At 55.2% G+C, this 18,157-nt stretch carries 15 protein-coding genes and 1 pseudogene; 11 read left to right on the forward strand and 5 right to left on the reverse strand.

Annotated features, from left to right (window positions below; translation table 11 throughout):
- Positions 1-138: 138 nt before the first annotated feature.
- The gene (locus ABLU67_RS00150) at positions 139-1,065 is read left to right on the forward strand and encodes a LysR family transcriptional regulator (protein WP_004131117.1); all 927 of its coding nucleotides are present in this window, start codon (positions 139-141) and stop codon (positions 1,063-1,065) included.
- 399 nt (positions 1,066-1,464) lie between these two features.
- Positions 1,465-2,289 carry a transporter substrate-binding domain-containing protein gene (locus ABLU67_RS00155; RefSeq protein ID WP_014228723.1) on the forward strand — a complete coding sequence of 275 codons (825 nt, stop codon included), beginning with the start codon at positions 1,465-1,467 and terminating at the stop codon, positions 2,287-2,289.
- A gap of 4 nt (positions 2,290-2,293) precedes the next feature.
- On the opposite strand, the gene ABLU67_RS00160 is transcribed toward ABLU67_RS00155, so the two are convergent.
- Positions 2,294-3,703 (reverse strand): MmgE/PrpD family protein, encoded by a 1,410-nt coding sequence (locus ABLU67_RS00160; RefSeq protein WP_348852092.1) that lies wholly within the window; start codon positions 3,701-3,703, stop codon positions 2,294-2,296.
- Positions 3,704-3,845: 142 nt separating this feature from the next.
- Between ABLU67_RS00160 and ABLU67_RS00165 the strand changes: the two genes are divergently transcribed.
- The 5 genes from ABLU67_RS00165 to ABLU67_RS00185 all read left to right on the forward strand — a co-directional run bounded on the left by ABLU67_RS00165 (position 3,846) and on the right by ABLU67_RS00185 (position 7,985).
- On the forward strand, positions 3,846-4,517 hold the full coding sequence (locus ABLU67_RS00165) for an amino acid ABC transporter permease (protein ID WP_025106197.1): 672 nt from the start codon (positions 3,846-3,848) through the stop codon (positions 4,515-4,517).
- 13 nt (positions 4,518-4,530) lie between these two features.
- Positions 4,531-5,196: an amino acid ABC transporter permease gene (locus ABLU67_RS00170; RefSeq protein ID WP_014228720.1), complete on the forward strand. Its 666-nt coding sequence runs from the start codon at positions 4,531-4,533 to the stop codon at positions 5,194-5,196.
- 16 nt (positions 5,197-5,212) lie between these two features.
- A complete protein-coding gene (locus ABLU67_RS00175; protein WP_154920333.1) occupies positions 5,213-5,992 on the forward strand; it encodes an amino acid ABC transporter ATP-binding protein in 780 nt (259 codons plus the stop codon).
- Between the two features lie 15 nt (positions 5,993-6,007).
- Positions 6,008-6,973 carry an aminotransferase class IV gene (locus ABLU67_RS00180; protein WP_348852103.1) on the forward strand — a complete coding sequence of 322 codons (966 nt, stop codon included), beginning with the start codon at positions 6,008-6,010 and terminating at the stop codon, positions 6,971-6,973.
- Positions 6,974-7,406: 433 nt separating this feature from the next.
- Positions 7,407-7,985, forward strand: coding sequence for a TetR/AcrR family transcriptional regulator (locus ABLU67_RS00185; protein ID WP_004849617.1), 579 nt, complete (start codon positions 7,407-7,409; stop codon positions 7,983-7,985).
- Here ABLU67_RS00185 and ABLU67_RS00190 read toward each other — a convergent pair.
- A pseudogene (locus ABLU67_RS00190) lies at positions 7,961-9,056 on the reverse strand (iron-containing redox enzyme family protein). The gene ABLU67_RS00185 and the pseudogene ABLU67_RS00190 overlap by 25 nt on opposite strands.
- Before the next feature lie 213 nt (positions 9,057-9,269).
- Here ABLU67_RS00190 and ABLU67_RS00195 point away from each other — a divergent pair.
- The 4 genes from ABLU67_RS00195 (at position 9,270) to ABLU67_RS00210 (ending at position 12,967) form a co-directional block, all read left to right on the forward strand.
- Complete coding sequence (locus ABLU67_RS00195) at positions 9,270-10,172, forward strand: DMT family transporter (protein WP_014228716.1); 903 nt, start codon at positions 9,270-9,272, stop codon at positions 10,170-10,172.
- A gap of 44 nt (positions 10,173-10,216) precedes the next feature.
- Positions 10,217-11,356, forward strand: coding sequence for an MFS transporter (locus ABLU67_RS00200; protein ID WP_348852093.1), 1,140 nt, complete (start codon positions 10,217-10,219; stop codon positions 11,354-11,356).
- Positions 11,329-12,558 carry an aminotransferase class I/II-fold pyridoxal phosphate-dependent enzyme gene (locus ABLU67_RS00205; protein WP_348852094.1) on the forward strand — a complete coding sequence of 410 codons (1,230 nt, stop codon included), beginning with the start codon at positions 11,329-11,331 and terminating at the stop codon, positions 12,556-12,558. The genes ABLU67_RS00200 and ABLU67_RS00205 overlap by 28 nt, the downstream gene beginning before the upstream one ends.
- Before the next feature lie 217 nt (positions 12,559-12,775).
- Positions 12,776-12,967, forward strand: coding sequence for an aromatic amino acid transport family protein (locus tag ABLU67_RS00210; protein WP_048263158.1), 192 nt, complete (start codon positions 12,776-12,778; stop codon positions 12,965-12,967).
- A gap of 191 nt (positions 12,968-13,158) precedes the next feature.
- On the opposite strand, the gene ABLU67_RS00215 is transcribed toward ABLU67_RS00210, so the two are convergent.
- From ABLU67_RS00215 to ABLU67_RS00225, 3 genes are all read right to left on the reverse strand, one after another.
- A complete protein-coding gene (locus tag ABLU67_RS00215; protein WP_348852095.1) occupies positions 13,159-16,239 on the reverse strand; it encodes an efflux RND transporter permease subunit in 3,081 nt (1,026 codons plus the stop codon).
- Positions 16,236-17,345, reverse strand: coding sequence for an efflux RND transporter periplasmic adaptor subunit (locus ABLU67_RS00220; RefSeq protein ID WP_049071276.1), 1,110 nt, complete (start codon positions 17,343-17,345; stop codon positions 16,236-16,238). The genes ABLU67_RS00215 and ABLU67_RS00220 overlap by 4 nt, the downstream gene beginning before the upstream one ends.
- A gap of 75 nt (positions 17,346-17,420) precedes the next feature.
- Complete coding sequence (locus ABLU67_RS00225) at positions 17,421-18,035, reverse strand: TetR/AcrR family transcriptional regulator (RefSeq protein ID WP_025106190.1); 615 nt, start codon at positions 18,033-18,035, stop codon at positions 17,421-17,423.
- Positions 18,036-18,157 lie beyond the last annotated feature (122 nt).

The raw sequence follows: 18,157 nt of genomic DNA on the forward strand, positions 1-18,157 counted from the left end.
TTGATAAGAGCAATGTCAGGATTCCACAGACGAATACATAATTCTAATGCCAATAAAACCATCGATTAATACGTTTTGCGTATAAATAGCGGTTAGGTTAGTGTGTTTGCATCGCGATAAAGTCTGGAGTGAAATCTCATGCTGCACGATCTTCAAGGTATACAAGCGTTTGTTAAAATTGCAGAAATTGGATGTTTCACAAGAGCATCACATTTTCTTCACACATCCCAACCGGCGTTAACCCGCCGGATTAAAAAACTTGAAGAGCAGCTGGGAGCTACGCTATTTGAACGGACAACCAGAAACATTAAACTCACGGCTGTAGGCAGAGAGTTTTTACCTAAGGCAAAGAATTTAATAGATTTTTATGAAAGTTCGATCCTGAGTATTAAAGAAATGGCCACCCATCAAAGCGGCGTTGTCACCCTGTCCTGTCTCCCCACCGCGGCGTTCTATTTCCTCCCTTCGGTCATCAGGGACTATAACAATCACTACCCCAATATCCGTATCCGCATCCTCGAGCATAGCGCCAGCGATTGTCTTGAAGCCGTCTTAAACGGTGACGCAGATTTCGGCATAAACATGATAAACATCACACATCCCAATATCGATTTCTCGCCGCTGGTCAATGAACCTTTCGTATTAGCCTGCCGACGGGACCACGAACTGGCGCAGAAATCGCTGATCTTGTGGGAAGACCTGGCCAACTTCAGGCTTATTGGCGTTAGACGTTCAAGCGGTAACCGCTCGCTGATCGATCAAGCGCTGGAGAATATGGACTGGAAGCCCAACTGGTTCTATGAAGTCAGGCATCTGTCGACGTCACTGGGTATGGTAGAGGCAGGGCTTGGCGTGGCGGTGGTTCCCAGTCTGGCCATGCCGACCGATGAGCATCACATTCTTGTCAGCCGTCCGCTCGTTGAGCCGGTTATTCGCCGCACGCTCGGTCTCGTGCTGCGCAGAGAAACGGCGCTGAGCCCTGCAGCGGAAAAGTTCAGGGAGATGCTATTACAACTCTGGTCACAGGATACAAGCAGCCCGTGGATAGGGAAATTTACCCGGTAGAGCCGCTTTTATCTTCTGCACTCTAGCGCCTGACGCTGCGTGAGGGACGCGGCGATATCATTTTCAGGCCGGGACGCACTCGTCTGACAATTATTGTCGCTCTTTTATAAGCCTGGCTGTCAGAAGTGATATTTTTAACGTCCCGGCAAACTATGACTCCCACCAGAACGGAATTTTTATATTCGGCGACGGAAATAAAGCACCTTAGAACAATAGCGCATTAAGTTATGAATAATATGTGCAACGCGCCGTAATTTAAGCGAAACCGGTTAGGTATCAGCAAATAACATTCGGGCATGAGTTAAACCAAAAAATAATAATGCACTGATAACAAACTCCGTTATCGTGTTCGCGTAATACGTTGTTTTTCAGAAATGACTTTCTCATCAGGGTAAAAATATGCCAACAAAAATTCATAAATTGCTGTTGTCGCTGGCGATCGCCGCCGCGCCTTTTTTCAGCCATGCCGAAGAGTCCACCTGGGATCATATTAAACAATCGGGCGAACTGCGCGTCGGCGTCGCGCAGGGGGAACCGTGGTATTTTAAAGATCCAGCCACCGGTCAGTGGAACGGCATTGGCTATAACGTGGGTAAAGTACTGGCAAAAGATTTAGGCGTAAAACTGGTGCCGGTGGAGACCACCTGGGGAAATGCGGTCGCCGCGCTGCAGGCCGGGCAGATTGATACCATGCTGGTGCTGGACCCCACCGATGAACGCCGCAAAGCCGCCGACTTTTCCGACCAGCCCTTCCTCTGGTATGCGCAGGGGGTCCTGATCCGCGACGGCGTGAAGGCCGAGAGCTGGGAAGATCTCAATCGCCCGGATATTAAGATTGGCGTCACGCTCGGCAGCAGCCCGGACCTGATACTGACCAAAAAATTACCCAAAGTGCAGCTGGTGCGCTTTACCAATATGGATGAAGGCGTCGCAGCCTTCTACGCCGGACGCGTCGACGCCCTCTCGTACGTTCACCCGGCGCTGGCTCTGCAGCAGGCAAAAGTGCACAAAGGCAACCTGATTCTGCCAAAACCGATTATTGCCATCAGCACCGGCGGCGCGCTGCGCAAAGAGAGCGATCCCCGCTTCCGCAACTTTCTGAATGAAGAGTTTGCCAAAATTTACCAGTCGGGACAGAGCAAACAGTTTTATGAAGACGCCCTTAAGCTACGCGGTGTGGATATCAGCAAAGTGCCCTCGGTGATTAAAGAAGAGTGGAAATAAGCGACTACTCTCCTGGCGCGGACAGAAGCGGCGAGATTGCCGCGCCAATGTCCGCGCAGCGTTCCATATCCAGCAGAGCGTCAATCAGCCGCGCTGCCCGCGGCGCGCTGAGGCGTGATGACAGGTTGGCCTCGCATTTATCCACGATCCGCTGTTCCGGCAGCGGATTTTCTGCACACCCCGGCGGGAAGTCGATACGCTCTCCGGCGATCGTCCTTCCCTTTACCACAATGTCCACGCGCGCGGCGGGACGGCGATGCTGCAGCATCAGCTGTTCAAAGGTCTCATCGGCGATGATTTCAACCCGGTCAGCGAAGGCAAGGAGTGGCGCCGCGCCTCGCGTCCGATCGCTGCTCCACTGATGACGCGCGATTTTAAACGCCAGGCAGGCTATCGCCAGCGGCAGACTGAACTGCGCATCGGTATTGCTGACGGGACGCGCGTCGGCGAAAAAACGCGCCAGGGTAGAACTACCGTAAACGCGAATCCGCTCAATCGACTCTGGCGACGGAATACGGTCCAGCAGACGCTCAAACGACGCCAGCGCCGTATGCATCCAGCGGCATACCGGATAGTCTTTGAAACTGGCGTGCCTGAGCTGCCAGTGCATCGCCAGATGCTCCGTCAGCCGTTCTGGCTGAAAGCGGTCGGAGCCTGACATCCGCCAGAATCCCTGTTCACCATCGAGTATCTCGCGCGGCCCCACTATCCCCGCGAGGTGTAGCTCCACCGCGCGTACGCCGGCCTCTGCCGCCGGCGCGTTGTAATCCTTAAACGAAACCAGTGGACGCGCCTGCCAGTTGTATTTATGCAACGTGGGCAAAGGGGTTAACGAGGCGGCCAGTCCCAGGCTATTTTCCAGCCCCGCGGCATCGCAGCCGCGCAGTAAACCATACGCCACCGCCGCCCCCAGCGATTCGTGCTGGCACACGCCGTACACTTGTTGAAACCGTTCAGGACTCGGCTGCTGAGAGATAATCACGCGGCTATTGATTTCCCAGGCCGCCACCAGAGAGGTCAGCAACGCCCCGCCGCTGACCGGCCCGCCCTGGCCCACCGCGGCCAGCGCCCCGGCCACCAGCGTGGCGCCGGGATGCCCCATCCCCCGCCCGGCGACTTCAAAACCATCGTCATAATCCAGCGCGTTTATCGCAGCGGCGTTGAGGAACGCGGCGCCGCTGGCGGAGAGCGGAGTTCCACCGTCGAGCACCGCGCTTTTGCCGGTCGCGTACTGGCTACGAATAACCCGCGCGCTTTTCCGCAGCACGCTGTCTTCGCAGCCGGCAACGCCGCAGCCCAGGCTATCGATAAAATGCAGAGCGATCCTGGCTTTCACCGACGCCGGTATCGCAGCCGGGGTGAGTTCGCCGGCAAAACGCGCCAGCGTAGCGGTTAAGGAATCAGAGTTTGGCATTGCTTTCTCGCGTAAATATTTATAACCAAAAGAGATAATAGCAATGGTTTTTATTATTTAATTATCACATTTCGCTACTGCTAAGATGATGTCGTTCTAAAACCATCACCATCGTTTTGCGTTTTTCAGGGGTTCCAGAACTATGTCGTATCAATGGGATTTTGCCGCCATCTGGCCATATCGCATGCTGTTGCTGGAGGGGCTGTGGGGTACCATTCAGATCGGCGTCACCAGTATTTTATTCGGCATGCTGGCCGGCATTGCGCTGGCGTTGATGAAGGCCTCGCCGCTAACGTTCTTCCGTCTTCCGGCGCTGATACTGATCGGCTTTTATCGTAATACTCCCGCTATCGTCCACTTCTTCTGGATCTACTACGCTCTGCCAGTCGTCAGCCCGCTGACGCTCTCGCCGTTTGCTGCCGCGGTACTGGCGCTCTCCGCCCAGTCGGCCGCGTTTTATGCCGAAGTTTACCGCGGCGGCATCCAGTCGATCGGCGCCGGACAATGGGAAGGCGCGAAGGCGTTGGGCATGTCGCGCGCCACCGCGCTCCGCCGGGTCATTTTCCCTCAGGCGCTGCGCAGAATGATTCCTCCTTTCCTTGAGCGTTCTTTCGAACTGCTCAAATCCACCGCCCTTGCTTCGTCTCTGGCGTACAGCGAGCTGCTGTATCAGGCGATGCAAATCAACAGTCAGACTTACCGGCCCCTGGAAGTGTATTCGCTTATTGCGGTGATGTACTTCACCCTGCTGCTGATTATCAGCCAGGGCAGCCAGCTGCTTGAACGACGCCTTGCCGTCTCCGACTCACGTTAACGAGAGAACAACCATGCATTATCAGTGGGACTTTTCCCTTGTCTGGCAAAACTTGCCGGTACTGCTGAAGGGACTGGGCGTTACGCTGGAGCTATGGCTGCTGGCGGGAATTGTCGGCACGCTGATCGGGCTTGCCGTTGGCGTCGTCCGTGCCCGCGGGCCGCGCTATTTTTATCCCCTTACCAGCGCCTTTGTCGAGGTGTTCCGCAATACGCCGGTGCTTATCCAGCTCATCTGGTTCTACTATGCCTTTCCGGTGCTGGTGGGCATTCAGTTTTCCACTTTTGGCGCCGCCGCACTGGCGTTAACCCTGTACACCGCCGCCTACAGCACCGAGATTTTTCGCGCCGGGCTACAGTCCATCGAACGCGGGCAGTGGGAAGGGGCAAAAGCCTTAGGCATGCCGCCGGGCGTGATGCTGCGGCGTATTATCCTGCCGCAGGTATTTCGCCGTATGTTGCCAGCCCTGACAAACCGCATGATTGAACTGGCGAAGGTGACCTCCCTCGCCTCGATTCTCACGGTTAACGAACTGATGTATCAGGGCAGGCTGCTAAGCAGTACCTGGTATCGCCCGGTGGAGATTTTCACCGTCGTCGCCCTGCTCTATTTTGTGCTGATCTGGCCCGGAAGTTACCTGGCGGCACGTCTGGAGCGCCGCTACCGTCCACATCCTTAATATGATGAGAAAGGCCATGTCAGAGAAAAAAGTCGTCATGCGGATACGCGCCCTGCACAAACGCTTTGGTGCGCAAAGCGTGTTACAGGGCATCGATTTAGATATCTATGCCGGTGAGAAAATCGCCATCATTGGCGGCAGCGGCTCGGGTAAGAGCACCCTGCTGCGCTGTCTGAACTTTATGGAAATACCCAGCGCTGGCACCGTAGAACTGGACGGCGTTACCCTCGGTAAAATCGACAGCCGCGGTCAGCGGCGCTATAGCGAAAAACAGCTGAGCAATGTTCGCCAGCGCGTGGGGATGGTGTTTCAGCAATTTAATCTCTTCCCGCATCTCACGGTGCTGCAAAATGTCAGCGAAGCCCTGATATCGGTGAAAAAGATGCGTCGCGAAGAGGCGATGCGCATTGCCCACGCGCAGCTGGAAAAAGTGGGGCTCGGCCATAAGCACCAGGCCTGGCCCGGCAGCCTGTCCGGCGGTCAACAGCAGCGCGTCGCTATTGCTCGCGCCCTGGCAATGGCGCCAGAGATAATATTATTCGATGAGCCCACCTCGTCCCTCGACCCTGAACTCGTGGGGGAAGTGCTGCATACCATCCGTGAACTGGCAGATGAGGGGCGGACGCTGCTGCTGGTCACTCATGAGCTGGGCTTTGCCTGGCATTTCGCCGATCGGGTGATTTTTATCGAAAACGGCGTGATTCATGAAATGGGCACCCCGGAAGAGGTGCTGCGCCATCCGCGCCAACCGCGCACCCAGGCCTTCCTTTCCCGTTTCGCTGAACGGGCATTTTAACCGCAAGGAAACATGATGAGTTTAGCTCTCTCCGCTCAAAGCAGTCAGGCGTACCTGCAGGATACGCGCAACGACAATATGCAGGTGTACGTCAACGGCGAATTCGTTCACCGCGATCGCGCCACGGTTTCCGTTTTCGATTCCGGCTACGTCTGCGGCGACGGGGTCTGGGAGGGGCTGCGGCTGGTGAACGGCAAGCTGATCGCCCTTCAGGCGCATCTCGATCGCCTGTTTGCCGGGGCGGCCGCTATCCAGCTCAATATCGGCCATAGTCGTGAGGAGCTAACCAATATTATGTACAGCACGCTGAAGATCAACGGTATGACGGACGGCGCCCATCTGCGGCTCATGATCACCCGCGGCAAAAAGCGCACGCCAAATCAGGACCCGCGCTTTATCCTCGGCGGCGCCACTATCGTCTGCGTGGCGGAATATAAGGTTGTGGATGAACAGGCCAAACGGCGCGGCCTTGCCCTGTTCACCTCGACCTATCGTACCAGCGCGCCGGATGTTTTCGATTTGCGTCTTAATTCCCACAGCCGCCTGAATTTGATCCAGGCGCTATTGCAGGCGCTGGACGCCGGCGCAGATGAAGCGCTGATGCTGGACCCTCATGGGTTTGTCGCCAGCTGCAATTCCACCAACTTTTTTATCGTACGCCAGGGCGAGCTGTGGACCTCAAACGGCCTGTACTGCTTTAACGGTATTACCCGCCACACTATCTTGTCACTGGCGCGCCAGCAGGGCCTCGGCGTGCAGGAAAGATCCTTTACTCTTGCCGAAGCCTTCACTGCGGACGAAGCTTTTGTCACCGGAACGCTGGCAGGTATTACCCCGGTAAACAGGCTCGACGGCAGGCGCTTCGACCTCAACGAAAATCCGGTGACCCGACGTATCAGCGGCTGGTATCAGGACTATTTACAGCAGGCGGAGTCGCCGCCCGCCGACCATCGCCGGACGAAAAAAAACCCGCAGAGATAGCGCGGGTTGATTCAAATGCAAATCCATTGACTGCAAATAACATCACAATAACCAGGCGTTATTTTATGATGTGCATCACAAAAACATCACCCCCTGTTCGGGGGGGATGCTGACTTCTCCCGGGCCTCTCTTTATCCTCCCCGCGCGCAGCGTGGAGGGCTAAGGGCATAACGTGACGGCCCAGCGCAGCCCTGATTCGCGTAGCGCAAAGATCGCCTGAGGGATTTTTGCTTTTTTTGCAGCCGGATGTAAGAATCGACAACAATTTTTATGGGTCAACGCGTTCACTGATGCCGCTCACCGCAGGGGCTGGGATATCGGCCATCGGGATGACATTGCGCATACGTCGTTGCAGCGTGCCGCCCGCCATATCAAATGAATGACTGCTCGCTACCAGAAACCCTCTGTATTACTTCATTCCACGGGAAACAGTATGAAGCCAAAACAAGCGGAAATTATCCGCCAGTCAATGTCTCTGTTTAACAAAGAGGGGTATCAGTCGCCGAGTATTGACCGGATATCGGAGAATGCGGGCATCTCCAAAATGACCTTCTACCGCTACTATGCGGATAAAGAGGCGCTCATTCTTGATATTTTACAGCAGAAAGAGAGTGAGTTTATGCAGGCGCTGCAGGAGATTACCGCCGATAAACCTTCGGGCCGCGAGAAGCTGTTTGCCGTCTTCGAATATTACAATAACTGGTTCACCTGTGAGGATTTCCACGGCTGCATGTTCACCCGCGCCCTGTTTGAATATGGAACCTCGTCTTCCGCTATCCGGGCGACATGCTCACGGTTTAAATCGCGCCTCTACCAGTTTTTCCGCGACATTCTTACCCTGCTGTTAAAACCGGAACCTGCGGAACGGGTGGCGATGATGATGCTCATGCTGATTGACGGCGCCATTGCCGCTCAGCAGGCGGAGTCCTCGGAATGCCGGGAGATCCCTCCCGGAATAACGGCCTGGAGCGCGGCAAAAGCGCTTATTTATTCAGAGGGCGGCACCCTCTGACTCGCGTTCAACAACGGTACGTAACGCCTCCAGCAGACAATCGTAGTAATCGCAGCAGGTCTGAAGACGCAGCGCTGCGCCAACGTAGACCTCCTCCAGCGCAGCCGGGTTTTTATTGCCGATCGGAACGATAACGTTATTCAGCCACCCATCGGCGTGACCGATATCAACCTCGATATGTTCCGCGTAATAATGCACGTCGCGATCCGTAAGGCCAATGCGACGGCACCCGGTCACGAGCTTCTGGTACTGCGGCGGGTCCAGCAGTTCCGTCATCGCCATCACGCCGAGCGATTTGTAGTAATGCTGACGGTTAACGCCGCCCAGCATGAACGCGTTATACCCGGCGAGCCCCTGCCAGTCATACAGATGGGCGAAATGGTTTTCAGGTAGCGCAATATCTCTGCGCTTCAGCAAATCCTTATACAAATTAACGTGCGTAAACTCCTGGCTGCCCTGGCCTATTTCATCCCAAAGGTTCTGGGCAATTTCTGCACGCGTTTCTGGCAGAGAGCCGACCAGCCCCATCGCGACCAGATCGAAAAACAGCAAATTGAGCGCGCTATCGCTTTTGAAGAAATAGTCTATTTGCGTAGCAGAGGCGGAAGAGGAGAGGAAATCAAAGAGGGGATGGTGCGAAGCCGGATGTTTCTGACATAAATGACGGAGTTCCTCAACGATATTCCCGGCGTCAAGCGCGGGTATCGGGAAACTGAAACGTTTTTTTTCCACCCGGAGCCATTCTGATTCGATGTAGCTTCTGATCCCGCAGAGTAATGGATGAAACTGGTTTTTTGCCGCCGCCGATAGCGGCTCCGCCAGCCACGCCTGGTAGAGTTTAAACAGCGCGCTGTGGGCACGTTTTTTCGCTTGCGGATCGTTGGCGGTAAAAGCCTTAGTACAGGTATTTTCGGTCAGGTACCAGGCTCTGTCCGCCAGTAGCGGATTGGCCGTCAGTTTCAGTGAAAGCGCGTTGCTGTGAAGAAGCTGGTCAATCATGTCATCCAGAGAGAGCCTGGCCATTGCGGAATGTTGTTCGTTCCCGGTGAAACCATTTTCTGTCTTACGCATTGATTTATCCCTGTTTAATGCATGGTATGTATACGTTATCGTACAGACAAATATGCTGCAATCAGATTTTTTGCACACAGGTAACTAATTTTTAAACACATGATTTAAAATAAAAAAATAATAAAATCCCCCAATAACCATAAAATTTAATTGATATATTAAAAAAAATAAAGTTACCATTTAGTACAGTTCTAAGCGATGCAAGGAATGAGCATGCCTTACCTGTTACTCACGCTGGCGGCCCTGTTTTGGGGAGGGAATTATGTCGTAGGGCATATTCTCGTTCAGGGCGCGGATCCGATTCTCATGACCGAAGCGAGATGGGCGTTGACCGCACTACTGCTGGTATTGCTGTATCAGCGTCAAATCCGCGACAGTCGGCCGTTGTTCCGCCAGAATGGCGCAACGCTGCTGGTTCTAACGCTGTGTGGACAGGTGAGCTTTCCCTTAACCCTCTATATTGGTCTGCAGTCGACGTCTGCGCTGAACGCGGCGATTTACATGTCTGCGACCCCCTGTATGGTGCTGATGATTAATCGCCTGATCTTCCATGACCGGGTATCGGCGCGGAACTGGTGGGGCGTGATCTTTAGTACCGCAGGGGTGCTGCTGCTCCTGCTGCATGGCAACCTGAGCAACGCTGAGGGGCTAAAAGGGTTTAGCCAGGGCGATCTGTGGGCAATGGGCTCGGCGCTAAGCTGGGCAGTATACTGCTCGCTGTTGCGTAACAAAGATCGTCGTATCCCCGCCAATGCTTTCGTCGCCGTCAGTTCGCTTCTTGGCGCCCTTATTCTACTTCCGGTGGTGATTTTCTGGCTGTGGCTGCACCCCGCCACCTCATTCGCCGCCTACCACGATATCGCTTTCCTTACTGGACTGGCGTATCTGGTGATTTTCCCCTCGTGGCTGGCCTACCTGTTCTGGAATAAAGGCATCGCGGCTATTGGCGCGACTCGCGGTGAGATTTATACCCATATTATTCCACTTTCCGGCGGCATATTAAGCATTGTGTTTTTACATACCCAGCCGCATCTCTATCATTTACTGAGCTCGCTGTTAATTTTGACCGGAATCGCGATTTGCTCATTCGCTAAAAAAGCAGCGGCGTATTCATAAATAATAATCTAACGTTTTAACCCATATTCACCGAAGAGTTTAATATGCTCAGGATATACTTATACCTTATTCTCGCCGCATCGGTTTCCGCGCTGGCGACAGATATGATCGTGCCCGCGCTGCCCATATTACAAAAAGCGTTTACTACCGATTATTCGGCTATTCAGTTAACCATTAGTGGTTTTCTGGTGATATACGCGGCGAGCCAGTTATTATCAGGATTTCTTGGCGAAAAGCTGGGTAAATTACGCGTACTGACGGCCAGCTTTTTGCTTTTCCTCGCGGGCAGCCTCCTCTGTTTTATGTCCGATAGTTTAATGATGCTGTTGGCCGGCAGGGCATTACAGGCCCTTGGCGCCGGCGCCGGGCCGGTCCTGTCTAAAGCTATCGCTAAAGAGACGTTCTCCCCGCTAACGCTCAAGCGCGCGCTTTCCGATATTTCTTCCGCCAGCGCGGTGGTTCCTCTTATTGCGCCGCTGGCCGGCGCCGCACTCCTCGGCTATCTGAGCTGGAATTCGATATTCCTGGTTATGGCCCTGTTTAGCGTCGTCACCCTTGTGCTCTCTCCGCGTCGCCTTGAGCAGCATGATGCGGCCGCGGCGCCCTCCTCTTCCGGGTTTATCACCCCGGCATTTATTCAGGGAACGCTGCTGGTTTCGCTGATTTTGAGTTCGCTGTTTTGCTATATCTCGCTGTCGCCGGCCATTTTTATGCAGCAGCTGGGGCTAAGCACCATGCACTACTCGCTGCTCTTTTCTGCTTCCGTATTATTTTTTATTATTGGCAATCAGATCGCCAAATTCGAGCGAATAATTAACCCGTGGATTTTATTTATCCTGAATGCGCTGGCGGTTACCCCATTTATTATCGGCAGCCACTCACTACTATTATGTATCGCCGGATCGATGATTTTTAACCTCACCCTTGGCGCCTATTACCCGAGCGCGAATTTTATCGCACTGCAAATCAAAGGCAGCAAAACAGGTATTGCGGCGTCCGTCACCGGATTTATTCAAACGGTGAGCGCCGGCGCCATCAGCTATTTCGCCGTAAAACTAACGGATACCGGTATGGGGTTTGACAGAACCCTCGGTGCAAGCACGTTAACACTGGCAATTCTGTCTCTTCTGGTAGTCACGACAATGAAGGTAACGCAATGGAAAACTGGCAAAAAAGGAAAATAGACAGGTCGCTAAAATATCAGACCCGGGTATTCTCTGAACATATTAATGAACTGGTCGCGGTAAAAAGGGACGGCAAGGTCATTACCCTCGACGATGGTAGAAAAATGGTGGAATTTGTCTCATGCTCTTATCTTGGACTAGAGACTCACCCGGCGCTGAAAAAAGCGGTTGTCGACGCCATTGAGCGTTTTGGCGTGCAGGTTTCTGTCGCCAGAACGCGGGTAAAAGTCGATCTGTTCCCGCAGCTGGAAGCACGACTGAACGACATCATGCATGGGGCTCATACTCTGACGTTTAACGCCGTGACCCCTTGCCATATCGCAGTGCTGCCGCTGCTGGCATCCGGGACGCTGCCGCATTTTACGTTCAGCAAAAAACCCTATTTTATTATGGAGAAGACCGCGCACGCGACGTTGCAGATCAACCGCGGGCTTTTACAGCAGTTTGGGGAAGTCGTCAGAATTGATTTTCAGGATAAGGCGCGGATTGAAGAGGCTTTTCGCTATGCGGCCAGCCAGGGATTAACGCCGATCTCGGTATCAGACAGCGTAGGCTCAATGGGCGGCGTCGCCCCCGTCGCGCATATTGTCCGCCTGGCGCATCAGTATGACGGCTACGCGTATATAGACGATGCGCACGGCACCTCTATCTACGGAGAGTACGGTTCCGGATACGTTATGTCATGCCTCGGCCATCGGCTTGACGAACGTATTATTATCGCCGGCTCGCTATCTAAAGCCTTTGGCTCACACGGCGGATTTATCGCCTGTCGCGACGCTGAGACCATCAAATTTATTAAGACCTACGGCACAACCTACGCCTTTGGTGGGCCGCCTTCATTGCCTGGAATTGCCGCCTGCGTAGCCGCCGCCGATCTCCACCTGGACGGCACCGTCGCTGCCCGCCAGGAGAAGCTTCAGAACGTCATTCGCTATTTTGACGAAGTTTTCGGCAAGATCGACATCATTAACCGGGGTACGACGATGCCGATTCGGGGGATCCTGATTGGTAACGAAGATCTCGCCATCACGATGTGCAAAAAACTGCACGATCGCGGCTTCGCGACGACCGTGGCGATGTATCCAACCGTTGAAGAAGGGCACGCCATTCTGCGCTGCGCATTGTCGGCGCTCCACGAGAGCGGGCAAATCGATGACTTCCATAAAAACTTCAGAGAATCATTGGCTGAAGCCACGAAATAAATAGCTGCTGCCGGCCTGCTTCGGCAGGCCGCCTACGGATGCTGGTCTCTTTTGGATGTATTGCCGTTTTAGCCTCACTGATGTCAGCCTCAATCGGTTTGAGTGATTATCTCGAGGATATGCTGAACAAAATTAACCGTCGGGGCTCACGCCCGCTGGCCATATTTTGACCTATTTTCCTGCCGCGCTAGCCTCTATTTTTGCCCCGCAAGGATTTTTGTCTGCCCTGGCCTTTGCCGGCATCTCGCTGGTGCTGTGGAGTATATTATTGCCGCCTTATTTACTCATTAAGGCCAGGCGTTCCGCACTGCCGGCGGTATATTTTTTCCCGGCAAGTAACTTCATCCTGAAAATGATTATTGCCGTTGGAGCCATACTCTGGCTACGGATGATTTACGCTTTTCTTTAATAAAAAAGAACCGGGATAACCCGAATATTCAAAAACTCCCGGTTTTACCAATCTGACAGCCGAACAATACACCATGGGAGCCAATATTCATCGCTATATTCAGGCGTGATGAAAAGCGCCGCGGACTGCGGCGCTTTTCTCTGCTTTCGGACGGTCACGCCAGGCGCTCGTTGAGCAGGCAGGCGAGCGCCTTAATGTTGTTCAGCATGGCGCCGGGCTTCAGGACGGATCCTGAACCAGATCGCATACATGGCGGGCAAGAACACCAGCGTCATGATGGTTCCCCCCAACGTCCCGCCAATCAGGGTATAGGCGAGCGTCCCCCAGAACACCGAATGGGTCAGAGGAATGAACGCCAGAACAGCGGCCATGGCCGTCAGTAAGACGGGCCTGGCTCTCTGCACCGTCGCTTCGATGACCGCATGGTACGGATCGAGACCTTCTTTCTCATTATGGTGAATCTGCCCGATAAGAATCAGCGTATTACGCATCAGAATGCCCGAAAGCGCGATCAGCCCGACGAGGGCGTTGATACCAAATGGCTGATTGAAAAGCAGCAGCGCGGGAACCACGCCGACAAGCCCGAGCGGAGCGGTTAGAAATACCATAACCATGGCCGACATTGAGCGCACCTGCACAATGATGATCAGCAGCGTCAGGGCGATCATGATGGGGAACAGCGGCGCCATCGCCCGGGTGGCTTTAGCCGATTCCTCAATCGACCCCGCCATTTCGATGCGGTACCCGGGCGGAAGCGAGTCCACAATCGGCTGCAGCTGTTTCATGATGGAGGCGGAAACGTCCGGAGGCTGAAGATTATCGGCAATATCCCCCCGCACGGTAATCGTGGGCGTTCTGTCGCGGCGACGCAGTAAAGGATCTTCCATTCTGACCTCCACCTTCCCGATTTGCGCGAGCGGGATGCGCTGGCCCGCATTGCCGACCAGGCTAAACCCCTCAATTTTGGCCGGATCCAGACGTATATCCCCCGCGGCGCGCCCCGTCACCTGCACCGAGCGAATATCTTCCCGCACGGCGGTGATGGGAATGCCCGATATCAGGAACTGGAGCTGCTGAGCAACGGCATTGGACGTTAAGCCGGTTGCCTGTAGACGGTCCTGATCGAGGGTGAAATGCAGTGTCGGCACGCGCGATCCCCAGTCGGTGTTGACGGTCCTCATCATCGGGCTTGCCTGCAGCACGCCCTTAACCCGGTCCGCGATGTCGCGCAGTGTATCGGTATCCGGCCCCATCACTCGCCAGGCGACCGGGAAAGGGGAATACGGGCCAAACACCAGTTGCGTCACGCGAACGCGTGCTTCAGGCGCCAGTCCGCTGGCCACGGCTTGCCGCAGCCGCAATTTGAGCGCATCGCGTGATGCCTGGCTGTCCGTCAATATCACTATTTTGGCAAACGACGGGTCGGGAAGTTCGGGGGCCATCGCCAGGTAAAAACGCGGTGAACCCTGGCCAATGTAGGCGGTAACTATCCTGGCTTCCGGCTGTTTTTCCAACCAGTCCTCTATTTTGGCCGTTGCCGCGCTGGTCTGCTCAATCGAAGTACCATAGGGCATCTGCACTTCAACGAGCACTTCCGGGCGGTCAGAGGTGGGGAAAAACTGTTTTTTCACCAGCCCCATCCCCATGACCGCCAGCGCGAAAAGCGCAATGACGGAACCGGCCACGAGCCATTTCCTGGCGATAACGCGGGTCAGCAGGCGGCGAAAGCGGTTATAGCGCGGCGTGTCATAGATGGCGGTATGCCCCCCTTCTACCTTTGCGATATCCGGCAGCATTTTCACCCCCAGATAAGGGGTGAAAACAACGGCGACCAGCCATGAGGCAATCAGGGCGAGGCCAACAATCCAGAACATATTGCTGGTGTATTCCCCGGCGGTGGACTGGGCGAAACCATTCGGCATAAAGCCGATAGCCGTGACCAGGGTACCGGCCAGCATGGGCGCGGCGGTATGGCTCCAGGCGTAGGCGGAGGCTTTGATTCTGTCGTAGCCCTCCTCCATTTTCACCACCATCATTTCGATGGCGATTATCGCGTCGTCAACCAGTAAGCCCAGCGCAAGAATCAGGGAGCCCAGCGTCACGCGGTCAAAGTTGATACCGGCGGCCTCCATCACCACAAAAACAACCGCCAGCGTCAGGGGAACCGCCGCCGCGACCACGACCCCCACGCGCCACCCCATGCTGACAAAACAGACCACCATCACCACGAGCAGGGCGACGAAGAATTTGATCATAAACTCATCGACTGCGGCGCTGATATTCACGGACTGATCGGTGACTTTCGTCAGGGTCATCCCCAGCGGCATACTGGCATTGATTTTTGCCGTTTCGGCATCCAGCGCTTTACCCAATGCCAGCCCATTCCAGCCTTCACGCATCACGATCCCCAGCAGCAGCGCCGGTTCATGTTGGTTACGAATCTGCAAAGTGGGCGGATCTTCATAACCGCGTTCTACCGTTGCCACGTCGGACAGCTTGAGCGTTTTACCCTGAGCAATAAATGGCGTATCGCGGATCTTCTGCAATTCATCGAAAGCGCCATCGAGGCGGATAAAGATCTGCGCGCCGCGCGTTTCAATTGAACCTGCCGCGGTTAATGCGTTCTGGTTATTCAGCGCATTGAAAATATCCTGCGGCGAGAGCCCCATGGTAGCCAGACGCTCATGGGAGAAGGAGATATAAATCCGTTCGGCCTGTTCGCCGATAATATTGACTTTCTTGACCCCCGGGACGTGCAGGAGCTGCTGGCGTAACGTTTCGGCATCGCGGACCAGCAGGCGCTGCGGTTCTCCTTTCGCTTTCAGCGCAAACAGGGCGAAAGTGACGTCGGCAAATTCATCATTTATCATCGGCCCCGTCACGCCGGCGGGGAGGTTTCTGCTTTCATCGCCAAGCTTCTTCCGCGCCTGGTAGAACTCTTCCTGCACCTGTGATGGCGGCGTATTGTCCTGGAGTGAGAGCGTGATAAAGGCCATGCCGGGCCGGGTATAGGTTTCCGTGCGGTCATACCATTTGAGCTCCTGCAGGCGTTTTTCCAGCGGCTCAGCCACCTGATCCTGCATCTCCTGCGCGGTCGCGCCGGGCCAGACGGTGATAACCGTCATTTGCTTAACCGTAAAGGGGGGATCCTCCGCTCGCCCGAGGCCAAAAAAGGCGTAAATACCGGCGATAGTCACCAGAATAATTAAAAACAGCGTGACCGAGCGCTCGCGCACCGCAAGCGCTGACAGATTAAAGCGGCCCTGGCTCATGGTTTATCCCCCGTCCGGGCCGTATCCGGTTGCCCGGCCAGGCGGACAGCCTCGCCCTCGTGCAGAAGATGCGCCCCTAGCGCAACGATCTTCTCACCGGGCTTCACCTCGCCCGTTACCTGCGCCGCCTCCTCGCCCACGCTCAGCACCTTGACGGGCTGCCATGCGACCCTGGCTGGCTGCGCGGAGATCCGCCAGACGCCCGGTCCCTTGCCCGCATCATAAAGCGCGGCCAGCGGCACCTGCATGACCTGGCTTTCCCCACTCTGTTTTTTGATGTGCAGCGTTACTGTCGCCCCCAGCGGCGCGTTGGCTAACGGGCCTTCCAGCACGTACCGCGCCTCAAAGGTACGGGTGGTGGCATCGGCGGCATCGGAAAGCAGGCGCAGTTTTGCGGCGACGGGCTGCGTTTCGTCGCCATAGCGCGTCGCCAGCGCTTCGCTGCCGATGGCGGGGCGCAGCGTCTCCGGCAGCTGTACCAGCGCCTCACGCTGCCCCGCTCTGGCCAGCCGGATCACCGCCTGCCCGGCACTAACGACCTGACCGGGTTCGGCAAGCGTCTCCATCACCACGCCGTCAGAGTCGGCCAGCAGCACGGCATAGCCCGTGGCATTTTGCGCCACGTTTGCCTGCGCCTGGGCTGCGCTGAGATCCGCTTTCGCGGAATCTGCCGCCGCTTTGATCTGGTCATACTCCGAGGCGGAGACTGCGCCAGCGCCAACGAGGCCACGGTAGCGCGCCTCATCGCTGATGGCTTTTCGCGCCCGCGCCCTGGCGGCGTCAACGGCCTGTTGCTGAGCCACGGCCTGCAGCTTCAGGTCGGCGGGATCCAGCCGCATCAGCGGCTGACCGCGCTTAACGGTCTGGCCAGTATCAACAAAGCGTTCAAGGATCTTACCCTGCACTCTAAAACCAAGATCGCTTTGCGTTCTTGCCACCACCACGCCGGTATAGGTGCGAGAGGTATCGTGCGCGAGTTCTACGGATGCGGATCTGACGAGCGGCGGCTGGGTGCGCGGATCGTCACTCGAGGCGTTATCACCGCAGGCCACGAGGGCCAACGGCAGAAGACAAGCGGCAAAGCGGGCTGAATGAAGCCTGAGCATGGGAAACCCTTAATCAAATAACAGGATGGTTTCCGCATTCTCAGACTAGTGACCAATAAAGTCAATGGTCACAAATCAGGGGGCCAGGCTTCTTAAAATCAGCGACGAGAGAAGAACCGCCGCCGTTGGGGCCGTTTCGAGATTAAACTGCAGTTGAACAGGATTGATGAAGGGGCACATCACCATATATATCGCATAAGTGGCTTCATCAAGGGGGGTTTTCCTTTCGAACTCCCCGGCCTGCCTGCCTTCGACAAGAATGCTCTCAATCAGCTTTAACAGCCGTTCCGCATACCTTTCTGTTGAAGGCCACTTCTCCCGCGAGGCGACGGCGGCAATATCGTAAAGTTTACGATCGTGAAAAAAGAGTTCGCTCCCCGCTTCGGTGAGCGCCCGGAAGAGGCGGCGTAATTTTTCGCTGGCTGACGGCGCGTCAGCCACCGCTGAGAGTACCGCGGCCATGATCATTTCCAGGCGGTTAGCGCAGATCACTTCGCCGATAGCCTGTTTGGATTCGAAAAACTTATAGATATAAGATTTTGAAAAACCGATAGATTTAGCCAGCTCCGCCACGGTGGTTTTTTCATAGCCGTAATGCCCGAAATGCTCAAAGGCAGCGTCGACGATTTGCTCCCGGACGCTGTGATCGAGCGGGCCGCGTGATGGTGGGACGTTCATATTCTTAGTCATTTTTTCAGCTTAGCGTGATGCGCCTTGATTGACAACAAGTGACCATTTTAGAATTAAGTCACGATTTCGACTTGTTTCAGGATCGCGCAATATCATCCTCACAGGTGACGGCACCTGCCCGG

The organism is Klebsiella sp. GN_Kp190, assembly GCF_040061795.1.
Taxonomy (GTDB): domain Bacteria; phylum Pseudomonadota; class Gammaproteobacteria; order Enterobacterales; family Enterobacteriaceae; genus Klebsiella; species Klebsiella michiganensis.

Excerpts from the sequence above, each read along its gene's own strand:
- ABLU67_RS00195 (WP_014228716.1), top strand. The coding sequence starts at position 9,270 with ATGCCTTACCTGTTACTCACGCTGGCGGCCCTGTTTTGGGGAGGGAAT.
- ABLU67_RS00150 (WP_004131117.1), top strand. The coding sequence starts at position 139 with ATGCTGCACGATCTTCAAGGTATACAAGCGTTTGTTAAAATTGCAGAA.
- ABLU67_RS00205 (WP_348852094.1), top strand. The coding sequence starts at position 11,329 with ATGGAAAACTGGCAAAAAAGGAAAATAGACAGGTCGCTAAAATATCAG.
- ABLU67_RS00225 (WP_025106190.1), bottom strand. The coding sequence starts at position 18,035 with ATGACTAAGAATATGAACGTCCCACCATCACGCGGCCCGCTCGATCAC.
- ABLU67_RS00160 (WP_348852092.1), bottom strand. The coding sequence starts at position 3,703 with ATGCCAAACTCTGATTCCTTAACCGCTACGCTGGCGCGTTTTGCCGGC.
- ABLU67_RS00185 (WP_004849617.1), top strand. The coding sequence starts at position 7,407 with ATGAAGCCAAAACAAGCGGAAATTATCCGCCAGTCAATGTCTCTGTTT.
- ABLU67_RS00175 (WP_154920333.1), top strand. The coding sequence starts at position 5,213 with ATGTCAGAGAAAAAAGTCGTCATGCGGATACGCGCCCTGCACAAACGC.
- ABLU67_RS00180 (WP_348852103.1), top strand. The coding sequence starts at position 6,008 with ATGAGTTTAGCTCTCTCCGCTCAAAGCAGTCAGGCGTACCTGCAGGAT.
- ABLU67_RS00155 (WP_014228723.1), top strand. The coding sequence starts at position 1,465 with ATGCCAACAAAAATTCATAAATTGCTGTTGTCGCTGGCGATCGCCGCC.
- ABLU67_RS00165 (WP_025106197.1), top strand. The coding sequence starts at position 3,846 with ATGTCGTATCAATGGGATTTTGCCGCCATCTGGCCATATCGCATGCTG.
- ABLU67_RS00170 (WP_014228720.1), top strand. The coding sequence starts at position 4,531 with ATGCATTATCAGTGGGACTTTTCCCTTGTCTGGCAAAACTTGCCGGTA.
- ABLU67_RS00220 (WP_049071276.1), bottom strand. The coding sequence starts at position 17,345 with ATGCTCAGGCTTCATTCAGCCCGCTTTGCCGCTTGTCTTCTGCCGTTG.
- ABLU67_RS00215 (WP_348852095.1), bottom strand. The coding sequence starts at position 16,239 with ATGAGCCAGGGCCGCTTTAATCTGTCAGCGCTTGCGGTGCGCGAGCGC.
- ABLU67_RS00200 (WP_348852093.1), top strand. The coding sequence starts at position 10,217 with ATGCTCAGGATATACTTATACCTTATTCTCGCCGCATCGGTTTCCGCG.